This window comes from Pedobacter sp. NJ-S-72 (genome assembly GCF_053890575.1).
Genome location: NZ_CM132681.1, coordinates 6,059,837 through 6,078,949, shown reverse-complemented (window position 1 = coordinate 6,078,949; position 19,113 = coordinate 6,059,837). Strand labels below are relative to the sequence as shown.

29 protein-coding genes and 1 pseudogene are annotated in these 19,113 nt (G+C 38.7%); 27 read left to right on the top strand and 3 right to left on the bottom strand.

Annotated features, from left to right (window positions below; all coding sequences use genetic code 11):
- Positions 1-31 precede the first annotated feature (31 nt).
- The 25 genes from ACWYN3_RS40110 to ACWYN3_RS39990 all read left to right on the top strand — a co-directional run bounded on the left by ACWYN3_RS40110 (position 32) and on the right by ACWYN3_RS39990 (position 14,326).
- A complete protein-coding gene (locus ACWYN3_RS40110) occupies positions 32-301 on the top strand; it encodes a hypothetical protein (protein WP_456219171.1) in 270 nt (89 codons plus the stop codon).
- A complete protein-coding gene (locus ACWYN3_RS40105) occupies positions 249-539 on the top strand; it encodes a hypothetical protein (protein WP_456219170.1) in 291 nt (96 codons plus the stop codon). The genes ACWYN3_RS40110 and ACWYN3_RS40105 overlap by 53 nt, the downstream gene beginning before the upstream one ends.
- Positions 526-765 carry a hypothetical protein gene (locus ACWYN3_RS40100; protein ID WP_456219169.1) on the top strand — a complete coding sequence of 80 codons (240 nt, stop codon included), beginning with the start codon at positions 526-528 and terminating at the stop codon, positions 763-765. The genes ACWYN3_RS40105 and ACWYN3_RS40100 overlap by 14 nt, the downstream gene beginning before the upstream one ends.
- Entirely contained in the window at positions 675-1,526 is an 852-nt protein-coding gene (locus ACWYN3_RS40095; protein ID WP_456219168.1) for a hypothetical protein, read from the top strand. The genes ACWYN3_RS40100 and ACWYN3_RS40095 overlap by 91 nt, the downstream gene beginning before the upstream one ends.
- A gap of 4 nt (positions 1,527-1,530) precedes the next feature.
- Complete coding sequence (locus ACWYN3_RS40090; protein ID WP_456223325.1) at positions 1,531-2,100, top strand: hypothetical protein; 570 nt, start codon at positions 1,531-1,533, stop codon at positions 2,098-2,100.
- Between the two features lie 2 nt (positions 2,101-2,102).
- Positions 2,103-2,399: a hypothetical protein gene (locus ACWYN3_RS40085; RefSeq protein WP_456219167.1), complete on the top strand. Its 297-nt coding sequence runs from the start codon at positions 2,103-2,105 to the stop codon at positions 2,397-2,399.
- Between the two features lie 231 nt (positions 2,400-2,630).
- A complete protein-coding gene (locus ACWYN3_RS40080) occupies positions 2,631-3,221 on the top strand; it encodes a hypothetical protein (RefSeq protein WP_456219166.1) in 591 nt (196 codons plus the stop codon).
- A 9-nt stretch (positions 3,222-3,230) separates the two neighbouring features.
- On the top strand, positions 3,231-3,866 hold the full coding sequence (locus ACWYN3_RS40075; RefSeq protein WP_456219165.1) for a YiiX/YebB-like N1pC/P60 family cysteine hydrolase: 636 nt from the start codon (positions 3,231-3,233) through the stop codon (positions 3,864-3,866).
- Positions 3,867-4,075: 209 nt separating this feature from the next.
- Positions 4,076-4,639, top strand: a complete 564-nt coding sequence (locus ACWYN3_RS40070) for an ROK family protein (protein WP_456219164.1) — start codon at positions 4,076-4,078, stop codon at positions 4,637-4,639.
- Positions 4,640-4,665: 26 nt separating this feature from the next.
- On the top strand, positions 4,666-4,854 hold the full coding sequence (locus tag ACWYN3_RS40065; RefSeq protein WP_456219163.1) for a hypothetical protein: 189 nt from the start codon (positions 4,666-4,668) through the stop codon (positions 4,852-4,854).
- Positions 4,844-6,259 carry an NADP-dependent phosphogluconate dehydrogenase gene (gene gndA / locus ACWYN3_RS40060; RefSeq protein WP_456219162.1) on the top strand — a complete coding sequence of 472 codons (1,416 nt, stop codon included), beginning with the start codon at positions 4,844-4,846 and terminating at the stop codon, positions 6,257-6,259. The genes ACWYN3_RS40065 and gndA overlap by 11 nt, the downstream gene beginning before the upstream one ends.
- An 89-nt stretch (positions 6,260-6,348) precedes the next feature.
- On the top strand, positions 6,349-7,863 hold the full coding sequence (gene zwf, locus ACWYN3_RS40055; protein ID WP_456219161.1) for a glucose-6-phosphate dehydrogenase: 1,515 nt from the start codon (positions 6,349-6,351) through the stop codon (positions 7,861-7,863).
- A gap of 1 nt (position 7,864) precedes the next feature.
- Complete coding sequence (locus ACWYN3_RS40050; RefSeq protein WP_456219160.1) at positions 7,865-8,038, top strand: 6-phosphogluconolactonase; 174 nt, start codon at positions 7,865-7,867, stop codon at positions 8,036-8,038.
- On the top strand, positions 8,007-8,201 hold the full coding sequence (locus ACWYN3_RS40045) for a 6-phosphogluconolactonase (RefSeq protein WP_456219159.1): 195 nt from the start codon (positions 8,007-8,009) through the stop codon (positions 8,199-8,201). The genes ACWYN3_RS40050 and ACWYN3_RS40045 overlap by 32 nt, the downstream gene beginning before the upstream one ends.
- Positions 8,152-8,595: a 6-phosphogluconolactonase gene (locus ACWYN3_RS40040; protein ID WP_456219158.1), complete on the top strand. Its 444-nt coding sequence runs from the start codon at positions 8,152-8,154 to the stop codon at positions 8,593-8,595. The genes ACWYN3_RS40045 and ACWYN3_RS40040 overlap by 50 nt, the downstream gene beginning before the upstream one ends.
- A gap of 223 nt (positions 8,596-8,818) precedes the next feature.
- Entirely contained in the window at positions 8,819-9,394 is a 576-nt protein-coding gene (locus tag ACWYN3_RS40035; RefSeq protein WP_456219157.1) for an NAD(P)/FAD-dependent oxidoreductase, read from the top strand.
- Entirely contained in the window at positions 9,372-9,659 is a 288-nt protein-coding gene (locus tag ACWYN3_RS40030; protein WP_456219156.1) for a hypothetical protein, read from the top strand. The genes ACWYN3_RS40035 and ACWYN3_RS40030 overlap by 23 nt, the downstream gene beginning before the upstream one ends.
- 372 nt (positions 9,660-10,031) lie before the next feature.
- On the top strand, positions 10,032-10,664 hold the full coding sequence (locus ACWYN3_RS40025) for a methyltransferase domain-containing protein (protein ID WP_456223324.1): 633 nt from the start codon (positions 10,032-10,034) through the stop codon (positions 10,662-10,664).
- 10 nt (positions 10,665-10,674) lie between these two features.
- Complete coding sequence (locus ACWYN3_RS40020; protein ID WP_456219155.1) at positions 10,675-11,529, top strand: type III polyketide synthase; 855 nt, start codon at positions 10,675-10,677, stop codon at positions 11,527-11,529.
- A 30-nt stretch (positions 11,530-11,559) separates the two neighbouring features.
- Complete coding sequence (locus ACWYN3_RS40015) at positions 11,560-11,727, top strand: 3-oxoacyl-[acyl-carrier-protein] synthase III C-terminal domain-containing protein (RefSeq protein ID WP_456223323.1); 168 nt, start codon at positions 11,560-11,562, stop codon at positions 11,725-11,727.
- Positions 11,728-11,794: 67 nt separating this feature from the next.
- Complete coding sequence (locus ACWYN3_RS40010; RefSeq protein ID WP_456219154.1) at positions 11,795-12,244, top strand: 3-hydroxyacyl-ACP dehydratase FabZ family protein; 450 nt, start codon at positions 11,795-11,797, stop codon at positions 12,242-12,244.
- Positions 12,237-13,073 carry a beta-ketoacyl-[acyl-carrier-protein] synthase family protein gene (locus tag ACWYN3_RS40005; protein WP_456219153.1) on the top strand — a complete coding sequence of 279 codons (837 nt, stop codon included), beginning with the start codon at positions 12,237-12,239 and terminating at the stop codon, positions 13,071-13,073. Before ACWYN3_RS40010 ends, ACWYN3_RS40005 begins: the two co-directional genes overlap by 8 nt.
- Entirely contained in the window at positions 13,070-13,516 is a 447-nt protein-coding gene (locus ACWYN3_RS40000) for a hypothetical protein (RefSeq protein ID WP_456219152.1), read from the top strand. Before ACWYN3_RS40005 ends, ACWYN3_RS40000 begins: the two co-directional genes overlap by 4 nt.
- Before the next feature lie 11 nt (positions 13,517-13,527).
- Entirely contained in the window at positions 13,528-13,773 is a 246-nt protein-coding gene (locus ACWYN3_RS39995) for an acyl carrier protein (protein WP_456219151.1), read from the top strand.
- Entirely contained in the window at positions 13,760-14,326 is a 567-nt protein-coding gene (locus tag ACWYN3_RS39990) for a 4'-phosphopantetheinyl transferase family protein (RefSeq protein ID WP_456219150.1), read from the top strand. The genes ACWYN3_RS39995 and ACWYN3_RS39990 overlap by 14 nt, the downstream gene beginning before the upstream one ends.
- Here the strand turns inward: ACWYN3_RS39990 and ACWYN3_RS39985 are convergent.
- From ACWYN3_RS39985 to ACWYN3_RS39975, 3 genes and pseudogenes are all read right to left on the bottom strand, one after another.
- Positions 14,292-15,179, bottom strand: coding sequence for a Ppx/GppA phosphatase family protein (locus ACWYN3_RS39985; protein ID WP_456219149.1), 888 nt, complete (start codon positions 15,177-15,179; stop codon positions 14,292-14,294). The genes ACWYN3_RS39990 and ACWYN3_RS39985 overlap by 35 nt on opposite strands.
- Positions 15,157-17,249 (bottom strand): annotated as a pseudogene (gene ppk1 / locus ACWYN3_RS39980) (polyphosphate kinase 1). Before ppk1 ends, ACWYN3_RS39985 begins: the two are co-directional and overlap by 23 nt.
- 111 nt (positions 17,250-17,360) lie before the next feature.
- Complete coding sequence (locus tag ACWYN3_RS39975) at positions 17,361-18,086, bottom strand: hypothetical protein (protein WP_456219148.1); 726 nt, start codon at positions 18,084-18,086, stop codon at positions 17,361-17,363.
- Between the two features lie 74 nt (positions 18,087-18,160).
- Here ACWYN3_RS39975 and ACWYN3_RS39970 point away from each other — a divergent pair, with 74 nt between their 5' ends.
- Both ACWYN3_RS39970 and ACWYN3_RS39965 read left to right on the top strand, forming a co-directional pair.
- The gene (locus tag ACWYN3_RS39970) at positions 18,161-18,652 is read left to right on the top strand and encodes a YajQ family cyclic di-GMP-binding protein (RefSeq protein ID WP_183878731.1); all 492 of its coding nucleotides are present in this window, start codon (positions 18,161-18,163) and stop codon (positions 18,650-18,652) included.
- Positions 18,653-19,084, top strand: coding sequence for a GNAT family N-acetyltransferase (locus tag ACWYN3_RS39965; RefSeq protein ID WP_456219147.1), 432 nt, complete (start codon positions 18,653-18,655; stop codon positions 19,082-19,084).
- The last annotated feature ends 29 nt before the right edge of the window (positions 19,085-19,113 follow it).

Sequence of the window (19,113 nt, the reverse complement as noted above, 5' to 3'; positions counted from 1 at the left end):
TTAAATTTAGACTTCCTACTATAAAAACCAAATGACTAAACTTTTAACCGCAACTTTACTGCTCTGCTCCGGCATACAGTTCTCTTATGCCCAAAACATTCAATACAATCCAGGGAGCAATCATGGAAATAAATTTGAACAGCTGGGCACTATGCTTTCCACCCCAAATGAGCAGCGAACAGCAAGTGGCGCACCTGGCGTAAAATACTGGCAGCAGCGTGCAGACTATGATATTAAGTGTACGCTGGATGAAAAAAAAACTGGAGCTGACAGGTGCAGAAAAAGTAACTTATTTCAATAACTCGCCTGATGTACTTACTTATATATGGTTACAGTTAGATGAAAATGAACATAACAATATCAGGAATGCAGGTTATCAGACCAGTACAAAAATCCCTGACACAACAACAACCAGAGAACTGGATAAGTCAGCCTTCGACCAGCCGGATAATGGAAACGGGGTTGTTATTCAGAAAATCACCGATGCTTTAGGAAAAGAATTAAAATATATACATCATCAAAACAATGATGCGTGTTGAAATACCTGCTCCTTTAAAATCAGGTCAGCAGTTCGTCTTTAACGTGACCTGGAAATATAAAATTACAGATAGAATTTCAGGCGGAGGCCGTGGCGGTTATGAATTCTTCCCGAAGATGGTAATTACCTTTTTACAATGGCACAGTGGTATCCCCGTTTATGCGTGTACAGCGATTTTCAGGGCTGGCAGAATCACCAGTTTACTGGCAGAGGAGAATTTGCATTAACCTTTGGGAATTTCAAAGTACAAATGACTGTTCCTGCAGATCATGTAATCGGCGGAACCGGAGAATGTATCAATTATAGTGCTGTCCTTTCTCCAGCGGAGCTTGCAAGATATAATAAAGCCAAAACAGCAACCGAACCAATAGAAATCGTCACATTAGATGAAGCCAAAAAAGCTGAAGTTTCCAAAAGTAATGCCACTAAAACCTGGGTATTCCAGGCTAATAATGTACGTGACTTTGCCTGGACATCTTCAAGAAAATTCGTTTGGGATGCAATGGCCCAGAAAGTAGAAGACAAATCAGTGATGTGCATGAGTTTTTATGGGAAAGAAGCTTATAATTTATACAGACCCTATTCTACAAAAGCAGTTGCCCATACGGTAAAAACATATTCACATTTCACTTTCCCTTATCCATATCCTGTGGCACAGAGTGTAGAAGCTGCAAATGGTATGGAATATCCCATGATTTGTTTCAATTACGGACGTACCGAAAAAGACGGGACTTATAGTGAAAGTTCTAAAAATGGTATGCTGGGTGTAATTATCCATGAAGTAGGTCATAATTTTTTCCCGATGATCGTGAACAGCGATGAGCGTCAATGGACCTGGATGGACGAAGGATTGAACTCTTTCCTTGAATATCTGACTGAAGAACTTTGGGACAATAAATTTCCTGTTAAAAAGGGCCCGGCTTATACAATCATTGATTATATGAAATTACCCAAGGATCAGCTTGAGCCTATTATGACCCAACTCTGAGAACATAGAGCGTTTTGGTCCTAATGCTTATTCTAAACCTTCTACGGCCCTTAATATCCTGAGAGAAACAATTATGGGCAGAGAGTTATTTGACTATGCTTTTAAAGAATATGCCAAAAGATGGGCTTTTAAACACCCTACCCCAGCTGATTTATTCAGAACAATGGAGGATGCCAGTGGTGAAGACCTTGACTGGTTCTGGAGAGGATGGTTTTATACCACTGATCCTTGTGATATTTCATTGGATGCCGTAAAATTCGCAAAGGCGGATGTAAATTCTAAAGTTCCGGTTTCAAAAGTAACTATGGTTAAACTGACAGCTCCCATGGTGAATGCCTTTGATGATATTTCTAAAGTCAGAAACAGAGAAGATAAAAGCATTAAATTTTATACTGATCAGGACAAATCGACACAGGATTTCTACTGGAAGTATGATCGTGGAATCGAGAAATACGATAGTAAAGAACATAAACAGCAGCTTCCTGAGCTAAAGAAGAGCTATCTTCAGAAGATCAGGCAAAATATGCTGGTAAATTCTTCTATGAACTGTCTTTTAGTAATAAAGGAGGTCTGATTATGCCAATTATCGTTGAGTTCACTTTCGCTGATGGCACTAAAAAAATCGATAAAATTCCTGCTCAGATCTGGAGACATAATGAGTTAAAAGCTTCTAAATTTTATGTTCAGGATAAAGAAGTAACTGCTATAAAACTAGATCCTATGCGTGAAACAGCAGATATTGACGAAAGTAATAACACCTGGGGTGGTAAGGCCGAGACTTCAAAATTCAAGGTGTTTAAACAAAAATCTAATGCTGCCCGCGGACAATCAGTAGGGATTAATCCTATGCAAAGCGCAAAAGGAGTTCAATAAAATTTTAAATTATGACAGGAACCTGCTCAATGTTAATCATTGGAGCAGGTTTTTTTTGTACCATTGTATAATAAATACACCACATTTTGAACTACAAAAAGAGCTACCTGTTACTGCTCTTACACTATTGGCTTTTTTCGCTAATGGACAGCAGTTAAAAAAAGGAAAAAGCGTTGCTGCGTGGAAAATAAGTTATGTACTGGATTTCGGAGCGCAACCGCAAAAAAAAACATGTCTTCTAAAGAAGACCAGGGAAAGACAGCCATGATGGAGCTGGCTAAATCTCTATCAGGATCAGCTGATGACTCCCCTCCTCTTATTTGTTATGTAAGCCCGGAATATATCAGGGTTGAACAAAAAGGATTGGGCGGAGGAATAACGCTGGCGGACAAAAGAGATACTGTAAGCTATTTACTGGACACCATTGGAAAAACAGCTACCAAATATCCCGCAGCTATGCCTAATATACAAACAGCCATGGCAGGAGACTCCATGATGGTGATTAGTTCTGCCGACTTTGTTATGGAGCTTAAAACGGGAACAATGATGATTGCAGGACATTCCTGTAAGAGAGCAGTATTTATTAACCCTGGTTCTCCTGAAAATATAATTACTGTATGGTATGCCCCAGAGCTCCCTCGTTTGTACTGGCAGCAATACAGCTATTTAAAAAGTATACCAGGCTGTGCATTAGCCATCGGAACATTATCCAGAGGGGTAAATATAGGTATTAAAGCTAACCTGATTGAAAAGGTGACTCTGGCAGAAAGCTTTTTTATCCCCCCTGCAGATTATACCATTAACGAAGAAATGTCTTATTAAAATTACCCAATGCGTAAACTACTGATTTGTGTTTTATCGGCTGTGTTTTTAAGTATAACTACAGCTGGGGCACAGGAAAATATTCAATTAAAAACAGGAGATCTGATCTTTCAGAATTTAGATTGCGGCCCTTTATGTGATGCGATCAATGCGGTCACTCAAGGTTATCAGGGTAATAAATTCAGTCATATGGGCATGGTCCTTCTCAGAAATGATAGCGTACTGATTATTGAAGCTTCAGGTAAGAATGTTCATCTTACACTACTCAAAGATTTTTTGTCTAAATCGAGCCATCCTCATTATGTGGGAAGATTAAAACCAGCTTATCAAAAAATAGTCCCTACTGCAATCGCATTTTCAATGCAGCAGATGGGTGTTCTGTATGATGATCAATATTTGTACAACAATGGAAAATACTATTGTTCCGAACTGATATACGATGCATTTAAAGCCGCTAACAAAAACAAACCATTCTTTAAATTGTTCCCGATGACCTATAAAGAACCCGGATCCGGTGCCTTTTTCCCGGTATGGAAAGTGTACTTTGAACACTTAAACATGCCCGTTCCGGAAGGTAAACCCGGATGTAACCCCGGCGGGATCTCTTTATCTGATAAAATTGATATTTTAGGGCAATATAAATAACAATTCAAATCCCTCAAAAAGTCATATAGAAATCAAATTAACCGCTAAATTCTCGTTTAAAGGGCCTTTATTAAGTTTTTTATCAATTATGCCTGATAATTGGAATTCTTACGATCGTTTCTGGCTTTATATGGCTAGAAATTTGTTAATTTGAATCGTCAAATATTGGTACCCAGACACCAAAAAGCAATATTCATAAAAAAAGAATTATGGCCAACAAAGAGAAAGAAAAAGAAAGTACCCATATTTTATCAATTGATATTGGTGGCACCGGTATCAAGGCCTGTATCTTAACAGAAAACGGAGAACTATTCTCTGAGTATACAAAGCTCCCTACACCAAAGGACTCTACTCCCGAAAATGTAATTAAAGTTATCCATGAACTGGTTACCCCTTTAGCACCTTATGGGAAAATTGCAATTGGTTTTCCTGGCTACGTAAAATGCGGTATCGTGGAAACAGCTCCAAATCTTGCAAAAAACAAATGGGCAGGTTATCCGCTTGCACAACACATCAGTGATGTATTAGGAAAACCGGTCAGGTTAATTAATGATGCTGACCAGCAGGCATTGGGTATTATAACAGGTAAAGGATTTGAAATTGTACTCACCTTAGGTACAGGTTTCGGTACAGCTTTAACTTTTGACGGAGAGAACTGCTTCCACATCTTGAACTTTCTCATCTTCCAATCTCAAAAAACAAGGATTATGATGATTACATCGGCGAGAAAGCTTTCCAAAAGGAAGGGGAAAAGAAATGGAACGAAAGACTAAAACGAATTATAGAAATTTATAAAACAGTGTTTAACTACGATGTACTCTATCTCGGAGGAGGAAATTCCAAATACATCAATTTTGAGCTGGATCATAATATCCACCTTGTGAATAACAGGGACGGAATTAAAGGCGGCGCAAAATTATGGGCCGCTGAAGAAAAATATCACGTTTTCACTACCTATCCAAAATCAAATACAACAAATGGAAAGTAAATTCACATTAGGAATGATAGGCCTTGGTACAATGGGCCGCAATTTATTGCTGAACATGGCCGATAAAGGCTTTGCAGTTACAGGTTATGATAAGGATCCTAAAATGATCCAGAAACTTAAAGAAGATGGTGCAAAACACAATCTTACTGCTTACAGCTCACTGGAAGATTTTATTGGGAGCCTGCAATTACCGAGAAGAATTATGCTTCTTGTACCAGCAGGACCAATTGTTGACAGTGTCATTCAGGAACTTTTACCTTTATTGGATAAAGGTGATATTATCATTGATAGCGGAAACTCACATTTTACTGATACCAGCAAAAGAGCAGCTGACTTATCAGGTAAGGGAATCCACTTCTTCGGAATGGGAATTTCAGGTGGTGAAGAAGGTGCACGTTTCGGTCCTAGTATTATGCCAGGTGGTGATAAAACTGCTTATGGTGAAATGAAAGAAATTCTTGAAGCCGTTTCTGCAAAAGTAAACGGTGATCCATGTGTGGCTTATATTGGCCCCGGAGCTTCAGGTCACTTTGTTAAAATGGTACACAATGGTATAGAATATGCCATGATGCAATTATTAGCAGAAGCTTATGACATTATGAAAAATGCGCTTGAATATTCAAATGAGCAGATTCATGATGTATTTGAGCAATGGAATAACGGTCGTTTACAATCTTTTCTATTGGAAGTAACGAAAGATATATTTGCCTTTAAAGATGAGAAAACTGGTGGTTACCTGGTTGATTATATTAAAGACGAAGCTAAATCTAAAGGTACTGGAAAATGGACATCACAGGTGTCAATGGACTTGCAATTACCTATTCCTACAATCAATGAAGCAGTAAGTACCAGGGATTTATCAAAATTCAAAAGCTTACGTACGGCTTTATCTAAAACTTATACGCAAGGTAAATATACTGTTGGAGACAAAGACAAATTTATCGTTGAGCTTGAGCAGGCTTTATATTTTGCAGTGATTACTTCGTATGCACAAGGTCTTCACTTATTATGGCAGGCATCTATCACTTATGAGTATGAACTGAACTTACATGAAATCGCGCAAATCTGGCGTGGCGGATGTATCATCAGAGCGGAATTCTTAGAAGATATTTACCAGGCTTATAAAAAACAACCAGACCTGGAACATCTTTATGCTGATGCAGGTGTAGCGAAAAAATTAGAAGAAATCTTACCAGGAATGAGATCTGTAGTTAGTCATACCGTATTAACCGGACTGGCTGTTCCTGCATTTGCTTCTGCCCTGACCTATTTCGATTCGTTAAAAACGGAAAGAATGCCTTCTAACTTAATACAAGCACAAAGAGACTTCTTTGGTGCACACCAATTTGAACGTACAGATGCAGAAGGAACATTTCATGCAATCTGGAATCCAGTAAAATCATAATATAATGAAACCTGAATGAGCTTACAAAAGCCCTAAAAGCTATACAAAGCTCATTCAAGCTTCATCACCGATAAAAAAAATATGCACTAATGAAAACAAGTCAATGCCTTAACCCAACCGTTTTCGTCATCTTTGGTGGCACTGGGGATTTAAATATGCGCAAACTTGCGCCAGCACTTTATAACTTGTATTCTGACGGCTATATGCCTAAAGATTATGCAATCATTGGAACAGCGAGAAGCAAACTCACTGATGTACAATTCCGTGAAACTATTATGGGCGGGGTAAACCAGTTTTCCCGTGCCGGAAAAGTTAAAAAAGAGAAATGGGATGCTTTTGCAGAAAACGTGTACTACAACCCTGTAGACGTATCTGCTCCTGAAACTTTCCAGGATCTGAAAACAAGTATTGAAAAACTTAAGAAGAAATTTGGTCCTAAAACACAGGTAATTTATTACCTGGCGGTAGCACCAAACCTGTTCCCTCTGATTGCAGAATGTATTGCTAAATATGATCTTGCAGGAAATGAAGATAATTGCCGTATAGTTATAGAGAAACCTTTTGGCCGTGATTTAGAAACTGCCAGAGCGTTAAATAAACTGCTGACAGGTATATTCACAGAGAAACAGATTTATAGAATTGACCATTACCTGGGCAAGGAAACCGTTCAGAATATTATGGCTTTCCGTTTTGCCAATTCTTTCCTTGAACCACTTTGGAACCGTACTTATATTGATCACGTACAGATTTCTGTAACTGAACAATTAGGTGTTGGAGACCGTGGTGGTTACTATGACGGAGCTGGTGCTTTAAGAGATATGATCCAGAATCATATTTTACAGCTTCTTTGTTTAATTGGTATGGAAACTCCTATCAATTTTGATGCTGATGAGATCAGGAACAAAAAAGTTGATGTATTAAAAGCCATGCGTCCTTTCGGACCCGACGATATCCGTTTGAGCACTGTCCGCGGACAGTATTCTAAAGGATGGGTAGAAGGAAAAGAAGTTCCTGGTTACAGAACTGAAAAAGATGTGGATGCACATTCTAATACTGAAACTTTTGCCGCAGCCAAATTCTTTGTAGATAACTGGCGCTGGCAGGGAATTCCTTTCTATGTACGTACAGGTAAACGTCTTTTTCAGACTTCTTCTCTGATTACAATACAGTTTAAGGATGTTCCTCACCAGGTTTTCCCTGCAGGTGTAACTGAACACTGGCAGCAAAACAGGCTGATCATTAGTATCCAGCCCGAAATGAGTATCCGTTTACAGGTACAGGCAAAAAGACCTGGTCTGGATATGGTACTGAATCCTGTTGACATGGTTTTCGATTACAAAGGAACATATAGTGCAGAAGCTCCTGAAGCTTATGAAACTTTATTATTGGATGTAATGATCGCTGATCAAACTCAATTTATGCGTGCAGATCAGGTAGAAAGTGCCTGGGAATTATTAATGCCGGTAATCAATGCATGGGAAAGTAAAACTTCATTGAGTTTCCCTAATTACCCTGCAGACTCATGGGGGCCTGAAGATGCTGAAGCCCTGATTGCAAGGGATGGTTTCCATTGGTTCACATTACCTTTAAAAAATAAAGACTAGGATGAACTTACTCATTTATAAAACAAAAGGTGAACTGCTGAAAGATTTAGCAGATTACATCATTGCGATTGCAGAAAAAGCCATTGCAGAAAAAAATTGTTTTAATTTTGTGCTTACGGGCGGTAATTCTCCTAAAGAATTATATGAGATGCTGTCTGTCAACAACATACCGTGAAAAGTTAGACTGGTCAAAAGTATTTTTCTTTATCGGGGATGAACGTAATGTTCCACCCGGACATGAAAGCTATAATGGCTTAATGGCTAAGAAATCAATTCTGGCCCCTTTAAATGTTGCTGCTGATCATATTTTTTTTTGTAGATACAACTCTTGCTCCTGAGAAAGCTGCTATTGAGTATGCAAAAGCTATTACAGCACATTTTGATGGTGCTGACCTTGCATTCGACCTGATCTTATTAGGCATGGGTGATGATGGACATACGGCTTCATTATTCCCTGGAACTGATATTCTGGGTAGTAACGAGGTAACTGTAGAAAGTGTATTCGTTGAAAAACTAGCCACTTACAGAATCAGTTTCACGGCTCCATTGATCAATAAGGCTAAAAACGTAGCTTTCCTCGTATTTGGAGAGGCTAAAGCTGAAGCACTGAAGCATGTCATTGAAGATGATCCTAAGAATACTCAATTGTATCCGTCAGAATTGATTAATCCGATTGATGGAAGTCTTACATGGTTCCTGGATAGTGACGCAGCAAAATTGCTGGATAACTAACAGACATTTTTTTTTTTACAGGAGCCCTGTTTCATTCATTTGGAACAGGGCTTTTTTTATGAGTTTTTTCAGAGATTAACAATTACCACTTCTTCTATCATACGTCACATAATACCTTATTGAGACAATTAAATTCTTTCAAATTTAATTAATCTATCTTCTCCAGCCTGAACAAATCCAGCCTGACTTTGTTATATGATCACGCTATACTGAATCCTAATTTATGCCTATTCAAACAGATATTCTAATTATAGGTGGCGGGTTAGCCGGGCTAACTACAGCATTGCATCTTCAAAAGGCAGGAATAGCAGTCATCCTGATTGAAAAGGATACCTACCCCCATCATAAGGTCTGTGGTGAATATATCTCTAATGAGATCCTCCCATATCTGCAATGGTTAGGGGCTGACCCGGCAATACTTCATCCTTCAATAATATCCAGACTACAGTTCAGTACCATTCAGGGCAATAGTATTTACACCCGGTTACCTCTTGGTGGTTTTGGAATCAGCAGGTATAAACTGGATAATTTTCTCTATGAAAATTTTGTGGATAAAGGTGGCTGCGTTATACAGGATACTGTCAGTAACGTAGTCTTCGAAAAAAACGAATTCTCAGTTTTCACACAAACTGAGAAACAGTTCACAGCCCGGCAGGTAATTGGTGCTTATGGTAAGCGTTCTTCTCTTGATCTCAAATTGGATAGACAGTTTATCCAGCAAAAATCCCCATTTTTAGCTGTAAAGGCACACTATTCAGGAGAGTTTGATCATGATCTTGTCGCACTGCATAATTTTTAAAGGAGGATATTGCGGTGTTTCTAAAATTGAAGATCAAAAGATAAACATTTGTTACCTGGCAGACTACAAGACCTTCAAAACACATAAAAACATAAGAATTTATCAGGAAAAGGTACTTTATCAGAATAATAAGCACTTAAAAGATATTTTTGAGCGTTGCACCCTCCTGTTTGAAGCACCATTAACTATCAGTCAATTATCATTTGGTGCCAGAGAGCCTGTAACCGATCACATCCTGATGATTGGGGGGATACAGCAGCGTTAATACATCCATTATGCGGAAATGGTATGGCTATGGCCATACATAGCGCAAAAATTTGCGCAGAATTATTGATTCAATTTCTTAATGGAGCTATTTCAAGCAGAACTACGCTCGAAAAACACTATATTATATCCTGGAATCAGCATTTTAAATCCAGATTGCGGATGGGTAGAACTTTATCTGCTATTCTCGGAAAGGAATACTTAGCAGATAAACTAATAAGCGGTATGATAAGCGTACCATTTATATTGCCCCTGCTCATCAGAAAAACACATGGCCATATTTTAAAAGTTCAAGAATGATGTTTGTAGACACCACTTACAGAAGTACCGCTCCAGAGATTATGGACAATTTCAATATGGAAGGAGAGGAGAAATACTCAGAGATGCACTCGATAAAATTGCCAGTATTAACCGCTTACTTGGGGGGAATAAAGTTACCCTTGAAGGAATTAAATTCTTACTCAAAGCACAACCAAAATCCACTATTATACGTATTACAGATATAGGGTGCGGAAATGGAGATATGTTAAGGACGTTAGCAGATTATGCGAGGATCAATCATTTAAACTTTGTGCTTACAGGAATCGACGCAAACAATTTTACGATTGAACATGCCCGCAGTTTATCTTCGGGATATGCAAATATAAATTTTCAGTGTCAGGATATATTTGATAACCTGGATAAGCATGAACCTGCTGATATTATACTCTGTACCCTAACATTACATCATTTTAAAGATAAGGAGATCATCGCCCTGCTGCAAAGTTTTCAAAGTACCGCAAAACTTGGTTTTGTGATTAATGATTTACAACGGAGTGCAATAGCATACTACCTGTTTCTGGGCTTATGCTTTGTATTCCGCCTGAATGAAATGTCACACGTGAAGATGGGCTGGTCTCTATTCTTCGCGGATTTAAAAAAACTGATCTTTTGTTATTTTCAAAAACACTGGGGCTTAAAAACTACTTTATCAACTGGAAATGGGCCTTCCGTTATCAATGGATAATTAAAATATAATGAGTGTAACCATAAAAAGCGTCAGCAAAGCATTACCTGAATATTCAAGAACCACGGCCGAAATCATTCCTTTTCTGGACGGCTGGCTGTTTGGGCAGGAAGAAAGATTTGTCCGTAAGGTTAAAAAGATATTTGAAAATGCAGCAGTAGATAAGCGTTATTCATTCATGTCACCAGAACAGGTATTCAGCGACCTGAGTTTTGAAGAGCGGAATAACATTTATATCAGCGAAGGGATAAAGCTGGGTAAAAAATGTCTTGTTGATGCGATAGCAAAGGCAGGTTGGGAAAATCAGGATATTGATTATATCATTACAGTAAGCTGTACCGGGATTATGATCCCTTCTTTAGATGCTTACCTGATCAATGCGTTAAAATTACGCCAGGATATTGTACGTCTTCCGGTAACAGAAATGGGCTGTGCAGCTGGTGTATCAGGGATAATCTATGCAAAGAATTTCCTAAAGGCTAATCCGGGTAAAAGGGCAGCTGTGGTAGCTGTAGAATCTCCGACGGCAACTTTCCAGCAAGGGGACTTCTCTATGGTCAATATTGTGAGTGCAGCTATTTTTGGGGATGGTGCGGCCTGTGTTCTTCTGTCTTCACATCCTGATGATCATGGACCGGAAATACTGGCTGACGAAATGTATCACTTTTACGATGCTGAAGAAATGATGGGTTTTAAATTGACCAATACAGGTTTACAGATGGTGCTGGACGTCACTGTTCCCGAAACTATTGCGGATCATTTCCCTGCTATAATCCATCCGTTTTTGGCTAAAAGCGGATTGGAGATCCAAGCTATAGACCACCTTATTTTCCATCCTGGCGGAAAAAAGATCATAGAAAAATAGAGGAAATTATTCGGGGCTCTTGGCAAAAATATTGACGATACCAAAGAGGTATTAAGATGTTATGGAAATATGTCAAGCGCCACGGTACTCTATGTGCTTGAGCGGATTATGGATAAACAGCCCGCAAAAGGTGAAACTGGATTGATGCTCAGTTTTGGCCCAGGATTTTCCGCACAACGGATTTTATTGCGATGGTAAGAAATATTTAAGACTTCTAAACGATTTTTGTATTTACTTTACACCTTTGAAATGATAATTTAATATAATGATGAACGCACAAGAAATACTAGCAAAATTACCTTACAGCAAACCTTTTTTATTTGTAGACGAGTTATTACAAATTGATGAGAACGGATCAACAGGAACTTATACTTTTGATAAAGAGCTTGATTTCTATAAAGGCCACTTTAAAGATGCTCCGGTTACTCCAGGAGTAATATTGACAGAAACTATGGCACAAATCGGTTTGGTTTGCCTGGGAATCTATCTTTCAGACAATACAAATACAGAGATGAAAGCACATGTGATGCTGACTTCTACAGCAATTGATTTTATGAAACCAGTATTTCCGGGTGAAAAAGTTACAGTAACTGCCGAAAAAGTATATTTCAGGTTTAAAAAACTGAATTGTAATGTAGTAATGAAAAACGAAGCTGGAGAAACAGTTTGTAAAGGAAATATCTCAGGAATGGTAACCACAAAAATGAATGACTAAACGCGTTGTTGTCACTGGTCTAGGAGTTGTTTCACCAAATGGTGCGGACATTGCGCAGTTCAGGCATGCGATCAAAAATGGTCTGTCTGGTATTAAGCATGATCCGCAGCTGGAACAACTTCTTTTCTCCTGTCAGATAGCAGGGAAACCGGTGATAGATGAATCACGTATCCGGCAGTATTTCACAGAACTTGAAATCCGGAACCTGGAAAGTACCGGGATTGTTTATGGGGTAATAGCAGGTTCAGATGCATGGAAAGATGCAGGACTGGAAACTGCAGCAGCTGAAACACCAGATTGGGAAAGTGGTACTGTTTTCGGGACAGGTACATCTGGTATTGATAAATTCAGAGATGCTATTTACAAACTGGATAACCTGCAAATCCGTAAACTGGGCAGTACTGTCGTCGCTCAAACCATGGCTAGCGGTGTAAGTGCTTTTTTAGCAGGAAAGCTAGGCTTAGGCAATCAGGTAACAACTAACTCCTCTGCCTGTGCAACTGGAACGGAGAGCATTTTAATGGCTTATGAGCGTATTAAATCAGGGCAAGCGACAATTATGCTGGCTGGCAGTACCAGCGACAGTGGCCCCTATATATGGGGCGGTTTTGACGCGATGAAAGTCTGCACCTATAAATACAATGATACTCCTGAAAAAGGCAGCCGTCCGATGAGCGAAACTGCAAGCGGCTTTGTGCCCGGCAGCGGTGCTGGTGCATTAGTTTTAGAGAGTCTGGACAGTGCTTTATCCAGAGGTGCTAAAATTTATGCAGAAATACTGGGCGGACATCTGAATGATCGGGCGGACAGCGTGGAGCAGGTACAATGACAGCACCTAACCCATTAGCAGTACAACGTTGTATCACTATGGCCTTAAAATCTTCAGGGATAAAACCCGGTGAAGTAGAGGTTATCAATGGTCATTTAACAGCCACATCAAAAGATACACTTGAAATACAAAACTGGGTTACAGCATTAGGCCGTTCGGGAGAGGATTTTCCTTACATCAATTCAATTAAAGGAATGATTGGTCATTGTATCAGTGCTGCCGGCAGTATTGAATGTGTGGCTTCAGTTTTACAACTGGACGAAGGATTTATTTTCCCAAATATAAACTGTGAAGATCTGCATCCTGAAATTGGGTTACTGATAGACTCTGAGCGTATACCCCGTGCTTGTCTGCACAAAAAAATAAACATCCTGGCTAAAGCAAGCTTCGGGTTTGGTGATGTAAATGCCTGTTTGATATTAAAAAGATATGATCATGGATAGAGAAATATTAATTGCCGCTATCTATCAAAGTTGCAACCCCTTATACCGGGGATAAAACAGCACTGGATAATATCAGCGAAGACACCGATTTTATTAAAGATTTGAAAATAAATTCAGCGAACCTTGTCGATATTGTATTGGATCTGGAAGAAAAATTCGGGATAGAAATTGATAATGATTCCATGGCAAAAATGCTGAACGTAAAATCTACTGTCGAAATCATTGAGGCAAAACTCGCGGAGAATGATCGGAAATGACATAGTTGACTTGCAGCAGGCTCATCTGGACAGCAACTGGCAGCGAAAAGGCTACCTCGCCAAAATATATACACTTAAAGAACAAGAAATGATCTTAGAGGCGCAGCAGCCCGCTGTGATGTTATGGCTCATCTGGACAATGAAAGAAGCCGCCTGTAAGATCATTCAGCGTAATACCGGCATCAGAAGTTATGTTCCTTTAAGCTTTAGCTGTGAGGAACTGCAGACCAGTAGCCTACAGATATCCGGAAAGATTAATTATCATCGGGAAATTTTCGAGATCAGGAGCGAAATAAAAGGTTCATTAATCCATTCCATAGCTGTTTCAGACCATAAGGATTTTGAACAGCTTCATTTACAATATCTCAGTCATACAGCAACATACAGAGAAGAATTCAATAGCTTATCAAAGCTTTATCTGTTGGCCAGTACTCCATCAGGTCTTCCAGAGTTAACCCATCAGATAACCGGCCAAAAGCATGCTGTTTCAGTAAGCCACCATGGTGACTATCTGGCTGTTATTTATTCAGATTCTCTTCTATTAGCAGATTAATAATCCCATCTGCCATTCCTACTCTTGGTACATGGATCTGTTTGATCCCCGTCCATTTCATCAGGGTAATAAATATCTCACAGGCAGGAATAATAACATCCGCACGATCAGGGTTTAGGTTAAAAAGCTGAATCCGCTCCTTTAAAGAGTGGCTATTCAATTGATTATAAATAGATTTTAACTTTAGAAAAGTTAAAGGCGTCCCCTCCTTTTCATCATTCGCCATCTTGTAAAGCTTATTGATGTTTCCACCTGTACCTATTCCAGCCAGGTTTTTATGATATTTGGTTTGATCTTTTACCCAGAGTTTCATTTCTTCCCAGGTTTCTTCTTTATCCTGGTTATCCAGGATCCTGATAGTTCCAATATCAAATGATTTAGAAGCTACAGGAACTTTATTTACGAAAACTGATAGTTCTGTACTACCACCGCCAACATCTATATAAAGATAATTTTTCTTGATATCCAGATCATCTTCAATATGATTGGCATAAATGATATTAGCTTCTCTCTGGCCTTCGATAATCTCCAGATCTACATTTGCTTTTTCACTGATCAGCTTAATAATATCAAGACCGTTTTGCGCTTCTCTCATAGAGGATGTTGCACAGGCAAGATATTTAGTTACCTGATAGACATCCATCAGGTTTTTAAAAGCCTGCATAGTTTTAATCAGGTCTTCGATTTTACGTGCTGATATTTTATGATCCAGAAAAGCATCATCACCTAATCTTAAAGGAACCCTTACAAGTGTATTCTTTTTAAAACCAAACCCATTTTCACTGTATGTTATATCTGCAATAAGCAGTCTTACGGCATTAGAGCCAACGTCAATTGCTGCATATCTGAGCATAATCTTCTACTGGTGTTTGTTTTTTTTTTAAGTAATTATATGTCTGAACCTGTGCCCTCACCTTGGTGCTGATACGGTTTTTATGGTATTTATTATTATTCAGCCTGGTAATATCCCTTGCTTTTACATTGTCTTGTAACTGAAAGTCTATAATATCCCTGATTTCCTGCTTTACATCTTCATCAAGTACTGGAAAACCTACCTCTACACGATGTTCAAAATTTCGGCTCATCAGATCGGCCGAAGAGAGAAACATTTCTTCTTTACCGTTATTTCCAAAAATGAAAACACGTGCATGTTCTAAGAATTTGTCGATAATACTGATTACGGTGATATTTTCACTGAAACCTTTAACTCCCGGGATCAGACAGCAGATCCCTCTTACAATCAGTTTAATCTTCACTCCTGCATTACTGGCATCATATAATTTCTCTACGATCCCTTCATCAGCAAGACTGTTTACCTTAAAAATCAAATAGGCAGGTTTGCCAGCTCTGGCGATTTTAATTTCCCGGTCTATCAAAGTATAAAACTTTGATCTTGATTCTAGCGGAGAAACAATCAGGTGTTTAAATCCTGTTGCTACCGTGCGCTTATTTAAAGCTGCAAAAAGTTTGATCAGATCGTGAGTGATCTCCTTTTTAGAAGTAAAAATACTATGATCGCAATAAAGTTTGGCCGTTTTCTCATTGAAATTACCTGTTGCCAGATTCGCATAATATACGGGGCGGCCTTTCTCTATCCGGGTAACCAGACAGATTTTAGAATGGACTTTATAGTCCGTCAAACCGTAATTTACATGTACTCCCTCTTCTTCCAGCCTGTTGGTCCAGAATATATTTGCACGTTCATCAAAACGGGCTTTAAGTTTCTACCAGGCAGTTTACCTTTTTACCATTTTTTGCTGCGTTAATTAAAGCATTGATTACTCTTGAATTTTCGGCAAGACGATAAAGTGTAATGTTGATTGCAGTAACTCTTGGATCAATTGCTGCTTCACGCAGAAATAAGATGATATAATCGTATGACTGATAAGGCAGGTTAACCAGGTAATCTCTTTCTGCAAGCTTATTAAAGATGCTTTGTGTCCGGTGTAAACCGAAAACCTTTAAAGGAACATTGACAGGGTATTCAAGACTTTTGTCCCCGACATTCGGGAAACGGATGAAATCACCAAATTTATGATAACGGTTTCCGGGGATCAGGCTTTCCGCTTCAATTTTCATTTTAGCAACCAGAACACCCAGCATATCAAATGGCATTTCTGTATCATAAAGTAAACGCATTGGTTTACCTTTTTTACGTTTGTCCAGACTGGTCTTTAATTCCTCGATAAATTTGTCACTTACATTTTTATCAATGTCCAGTTCTGCATCTCTGGTTAACTGGATGGAATAAGCATCCATTTCATCGTATTTAAATACGTAAAAGATGTCATCCAGACAGTATTTTATAATATCCTCAGCGAGAATGATGAATTTCAATCCGTTTGTTTCCGGCAGGACTAAAAACCTGGGCAGATCAGGAGGTAATTCTATCAATGCATACCTTTCTTCTTTTTTACCTGTCTTCTTTTTAAGCCTTACAAAAAAGTACAGGTACCGATCTTTAAGCTCTGGAAAAGGTTTTTCCATATCAATCATAATCGGTACCAGGTTAGAAAGGATCTTGTCCCGGAAGTGCTCTTTTACGAATTCTCCACGGGCCACATTGAGCTGTGTATCATTCAGGATAAAAATCCTGTTTTGTGCTAGTTCATTGATCAGCGTAGCCTGAAAAAGCTGTTCAAATTTACGTTCCTGTTTAACGACGATATTTTTAATCTCGTTCAGTACTTTCTTAGGATTAAATCCTAGTAACTCTTTGGCCTTTGTCGTTTAAATTAGACAGTCTGGTCATTGTAGCTACACGCACCCGGTAAAATTCTTCCAGGTTAGAAGAGAAAATAGACAGAAACTTAATTCTTTCAATCAGCGGCACAGTTTCATCTGTTGCCTCCTGCAAAACCCGTTCATTGAAATATAACCAGCTGAGTTCTCTATTTAAAAATGGGACCTTCTTCTTTGTCATGTGGTTTTATCAAAAATATCCCTGTTGGGAACGGATGCTCAAAACTGCGAATTCTATTGTTAATTCAATGTTAATTATTTGAGCATTAATCTTCGGAAAGCTGTTTTTAAATTAACTTTCCTCAGTAGGCTTTTCAGCAGCTTTTTCTGTAGTTACAGCAGGCTTAACAGCGGTAACAGCTGGTTTAGCATTCGCTGTTGCAGCAGGTTTAGCAGCTGGTTTCTTTACTGGGGTAGCTTTAACAGTTTTTGCAGCTGCAGTATTGACTACTTTTTTAGCTGCACCAGTGGCTGAAGCAACTGCTGCTTTACTTACTCTTTTTACCGGAGCAGATTTAGCCGCATTCTGAACAGCAGCTACAGTTTTTTTCGCCGCAGAAACTGATTTTTTAACCGCAGGAGCAGCTTTTTTCACTGTTACAGCAGCTTTCTTTACAGGTTTAGCAATAATATCAGCTGCTTTTTCTTCACTTGCAATTACAGGAACTTTTATGCTATTTCCAGATGCTCTAACACTGGCAACTGCTTTTTTAACTTCCTTTTTAACTTTTTTAGCACCTTTAGCGGTAGCTTTTTTAACTTCTTTTACTGTCTTTGCTATTTCCTTCTTCGTTGGTTTCACTGTCTTGGCAGCTTCTGCTCTTGCATCTTTGAATCTCTTCGCTAATTTGCCTGCAACAGATTTCGCTGCATGTGCCAGTTCTTCACCAATTTTTTCGGCATCATGACCCAAATGAGAAACTGCTTCAAAAAATTTTTGCGTCAGACTCTGCTCCAATTCTTTTTTAACTGCTTTTTTAGCATTATTTTTTTGCACTTTTGATTTATTGGTTTTCATAATAATTTTTTTAGCCAGAACGTTAAATAATTAATATCTAAATCTAATATATTTTTTATACTAAAGCTATAATCATGCCCACTTTCGATATCGTAAGTAAAGTTGACGCGCAGACATTGGACAATGCAATGAACAACGCAAAAAAAGAGATCCTTAACCGTTATGATTTCTCTACCTCTCAGAGTACAATTGATCACGACAAAAAGACGAATGTAATCACCATTGTTACGGAAGATGACATGCGTCTGAAAGCAATTGAGGATTCAATTATCTCCCGTATGGTGAAACAAAACCTGGACCCTAAAAGTCTCGATTTTGGAAAGGAGCAATATGCTTCTGGTAATATGATCAGAAAAGAAGTCTCTATTAAGGAAGGAATTGATAAAGATGTCGCTAAAAAGATCGTTGCTAAAATCAAAGCCAGCGGACTTAAAGTTCAGGCTTCTGTAATGGACGATCAATTACGTGTACAAAGCAAAAACATTGATGATCTTCAAAAGGTAATCTCACTTTGCAAAAGCGAAGATTTCGGACAGCCTCTTCAATACATTAACATGCGTAATTAAATGGAAATTGCAGATAACGGATTTATTTTTTCGGATGACAAAAGCAAAATTGACGTTGCTGCCGTTCATCTTTTCCTGAGTAATAAATCTTACTGGGCTGAAGGAATCCCATTAGAAACGGTAACGAAATCAATTGAGAACTCTCTTTGTTTTGGTATCTATAAAGATAACCAGCAAACAGGCTTTGCGAGATGGATTACGGACCGTTCTACTTTCGCTTATCTGGCAGATGTATATGTGGAAGAAGAGTTTCGTGGTATGGGACTTTCGAAAAAACTAATGTCGCTCATGCTATTCCATCCTGATCTGCAAGGTTTAAGAAGATACATGCTGGCTACCCGGGACGCACACAGCCTGTATAGCCAATATGGTTTTCAACCATTGGACGCGCCAGAAAATATATTTGGCTGTTACGATCAAAGACATTTATAAAAAGCAAGAAGATTAATCCTCTTGCTTTT

Excerpts from the sequence above, each read along its gene's own strand:
- ACWYN3_RS40085 (WP_456219167.1), top strand. The coding sequence starts at position 2,103 with ATGCCAATTATCGTTGAGTTCACTTTCGCTGATGGCACTAAAAAAATC.
- ACWYN3_RS40050 (WP_456219160.1), top strand. The coding sequence starts at position 7,865 with ATGAACTTACTCATTTATAAAACAAAAGGTGAACTGCTGAAAGATTTA.
- ACWYN3_RS40080 (WP_456219166.1), top strand. The coding sequence starts at position 2,631 with ATGTCTTCTAAAGAAGACCAGGGAAAGACAGCCATGATGGAGCTGGCT.
- ACWYN3_RS40035 (WP_456219157.1), top strand. The coding sequence starts at position 8,819 with ATGCCTATTCAAACAGATATTCTAATTATAGGTGGCGGGTTAGCCGGG.
- ACWYN3_RS40000 (WP_456219152.1), top strand. The coding sequence starts at position 13,070 with ATGACAGCACCTAACCCATTAGCAGTACAACGTTGTATCACTATGGCC.
- ACWYN3_RS40070 (WP_456219164.1), top strand. The coding sequence starts at position 4,076 with ATGGCCAACAAAGAGAAAGAAAAAGAAAGTACCCATATTTTATCAATT.
- ACWYN3_RS40010 (WP_456219154.1), top strand. The coding sequence starts at position 11,795 with ATGATGAACGCACAAGAAATACTAGCAAAATTACCTTACAGCAAACCT.
- ACWYN3_RS40110 (WP_456219171.1), top strand. The coding sequence starts at position 32 with ATGACTAAACTTTTAACCGCAACTTTACTGCTCTGCTCCGGCATACAG.
- ACWYN3_RS40005 (WP_456219153.1), top strand. The coding sequence starts at position 12,237 with ATGACTAAACGCGTTGTTGTCACTGGTCTAGGAGTTGTTTCACCAAAT.
- zwf (WP_456219161.1), top strand. The coding sequence starts at position 6,349 with ATGAAAACAAGTCAATGCCTTAACCCAACCGTTTTCGTCATCTTTGGT.
- ACWYN3_RS40075 (WP_456219165.1), top strand. The coding sequence starts at position 3,231 with ATGCGTAAACTACTGATTTGTGTTTTATCGGCTGTGTTTTTAAGTATA.
- ACWYN3_RS40040 (WP_456219158.1), top strand. The coding sequence starts at position 8,152 with ATGTTGCTGCTGATCATATTTTTTTTTGTAGATACAACTCTTGCTCCT.
- ACWYN3_RS39985 (WP_456219149.1), bottom strand. The coding sequence starts at position 15,179 with ATGCTCAGATATGCAGCAATTGACGTTGGCTCTAATGCCGTAAGACTG.
- ACWYN3_RS40045 (WP_456219159.1), top strand. The coding sequence starts at position 8,007 with ATGAGATGCTGTCTGTCAACAACATACCGTGAAAAGTTAGACTGGTCA.
- ACWYN3_RS40020 (WP_456219155.1), top strand. The coding sequence starts at position 10,675 with ATGAGTGTAACCATAAAAAGCGTCAGCAAAGCATTACCTGAATATTCA.
- ACWYN3_RS40095 (WP_456219168.1), top strand. The coding sequence starts at position 675 with ATGGCACAGTGGTATCCCCGTTTATGCGTGTACAGCGATTTTCAGGGC.
- gndA (WP_456219162.1), top strand. The coding sequence starts at position 4,844 with ATGGAAAGTAAATTCACATTAGGAATGATAGGCCTTGGTACAATGGGC.
- ACWYN3_RS40100 (WP_456219169.1), top strand. The coding sequence starts at position 526 with ATGATGCGTGTTGAAATACCTGCTCCTTTAAAATCAGGTCAGCAGTTC.
- ACWYN3_RS39965 (WP_456219147.1), top strand. The coding sequence starts at position 18,653 with ATGGAAATTGCAGATAACGGATTTATTTTTTCGGATGACAAAAGCAAA.
- ACWYN3_RS39975 (WP_456219148.1), bottom strand. The coding sequence starts at position 18,086 with ATGAAAACCAATAAATCAAAAGTGCAAAAAAATAATGCTAAAAAAGCA.
- ACWYN3_RS39990 (WP_456219150.1), top strand. The coding sequence starts at position 13,760 with ATGATCGGAAATGACATAGTTGACTTGCAGCAGGCTCATCTGGACAGC.
- ACWYN3_RS39970 (WP_183878731.1), top strand. The coding sequence starts at position 18,161 with ATGCCCACTTTCGATATCGTAAGTAAAGTTGACGCGCAGACATTGGAC.
- ACWYN3_RS40105 (WP_456219170.1), top strand. The coding sequence starts at position 249 with ATGAAAAAAAAACTGGAGCTGACAGGTGCAGAAAAAGTAACTTATTTC.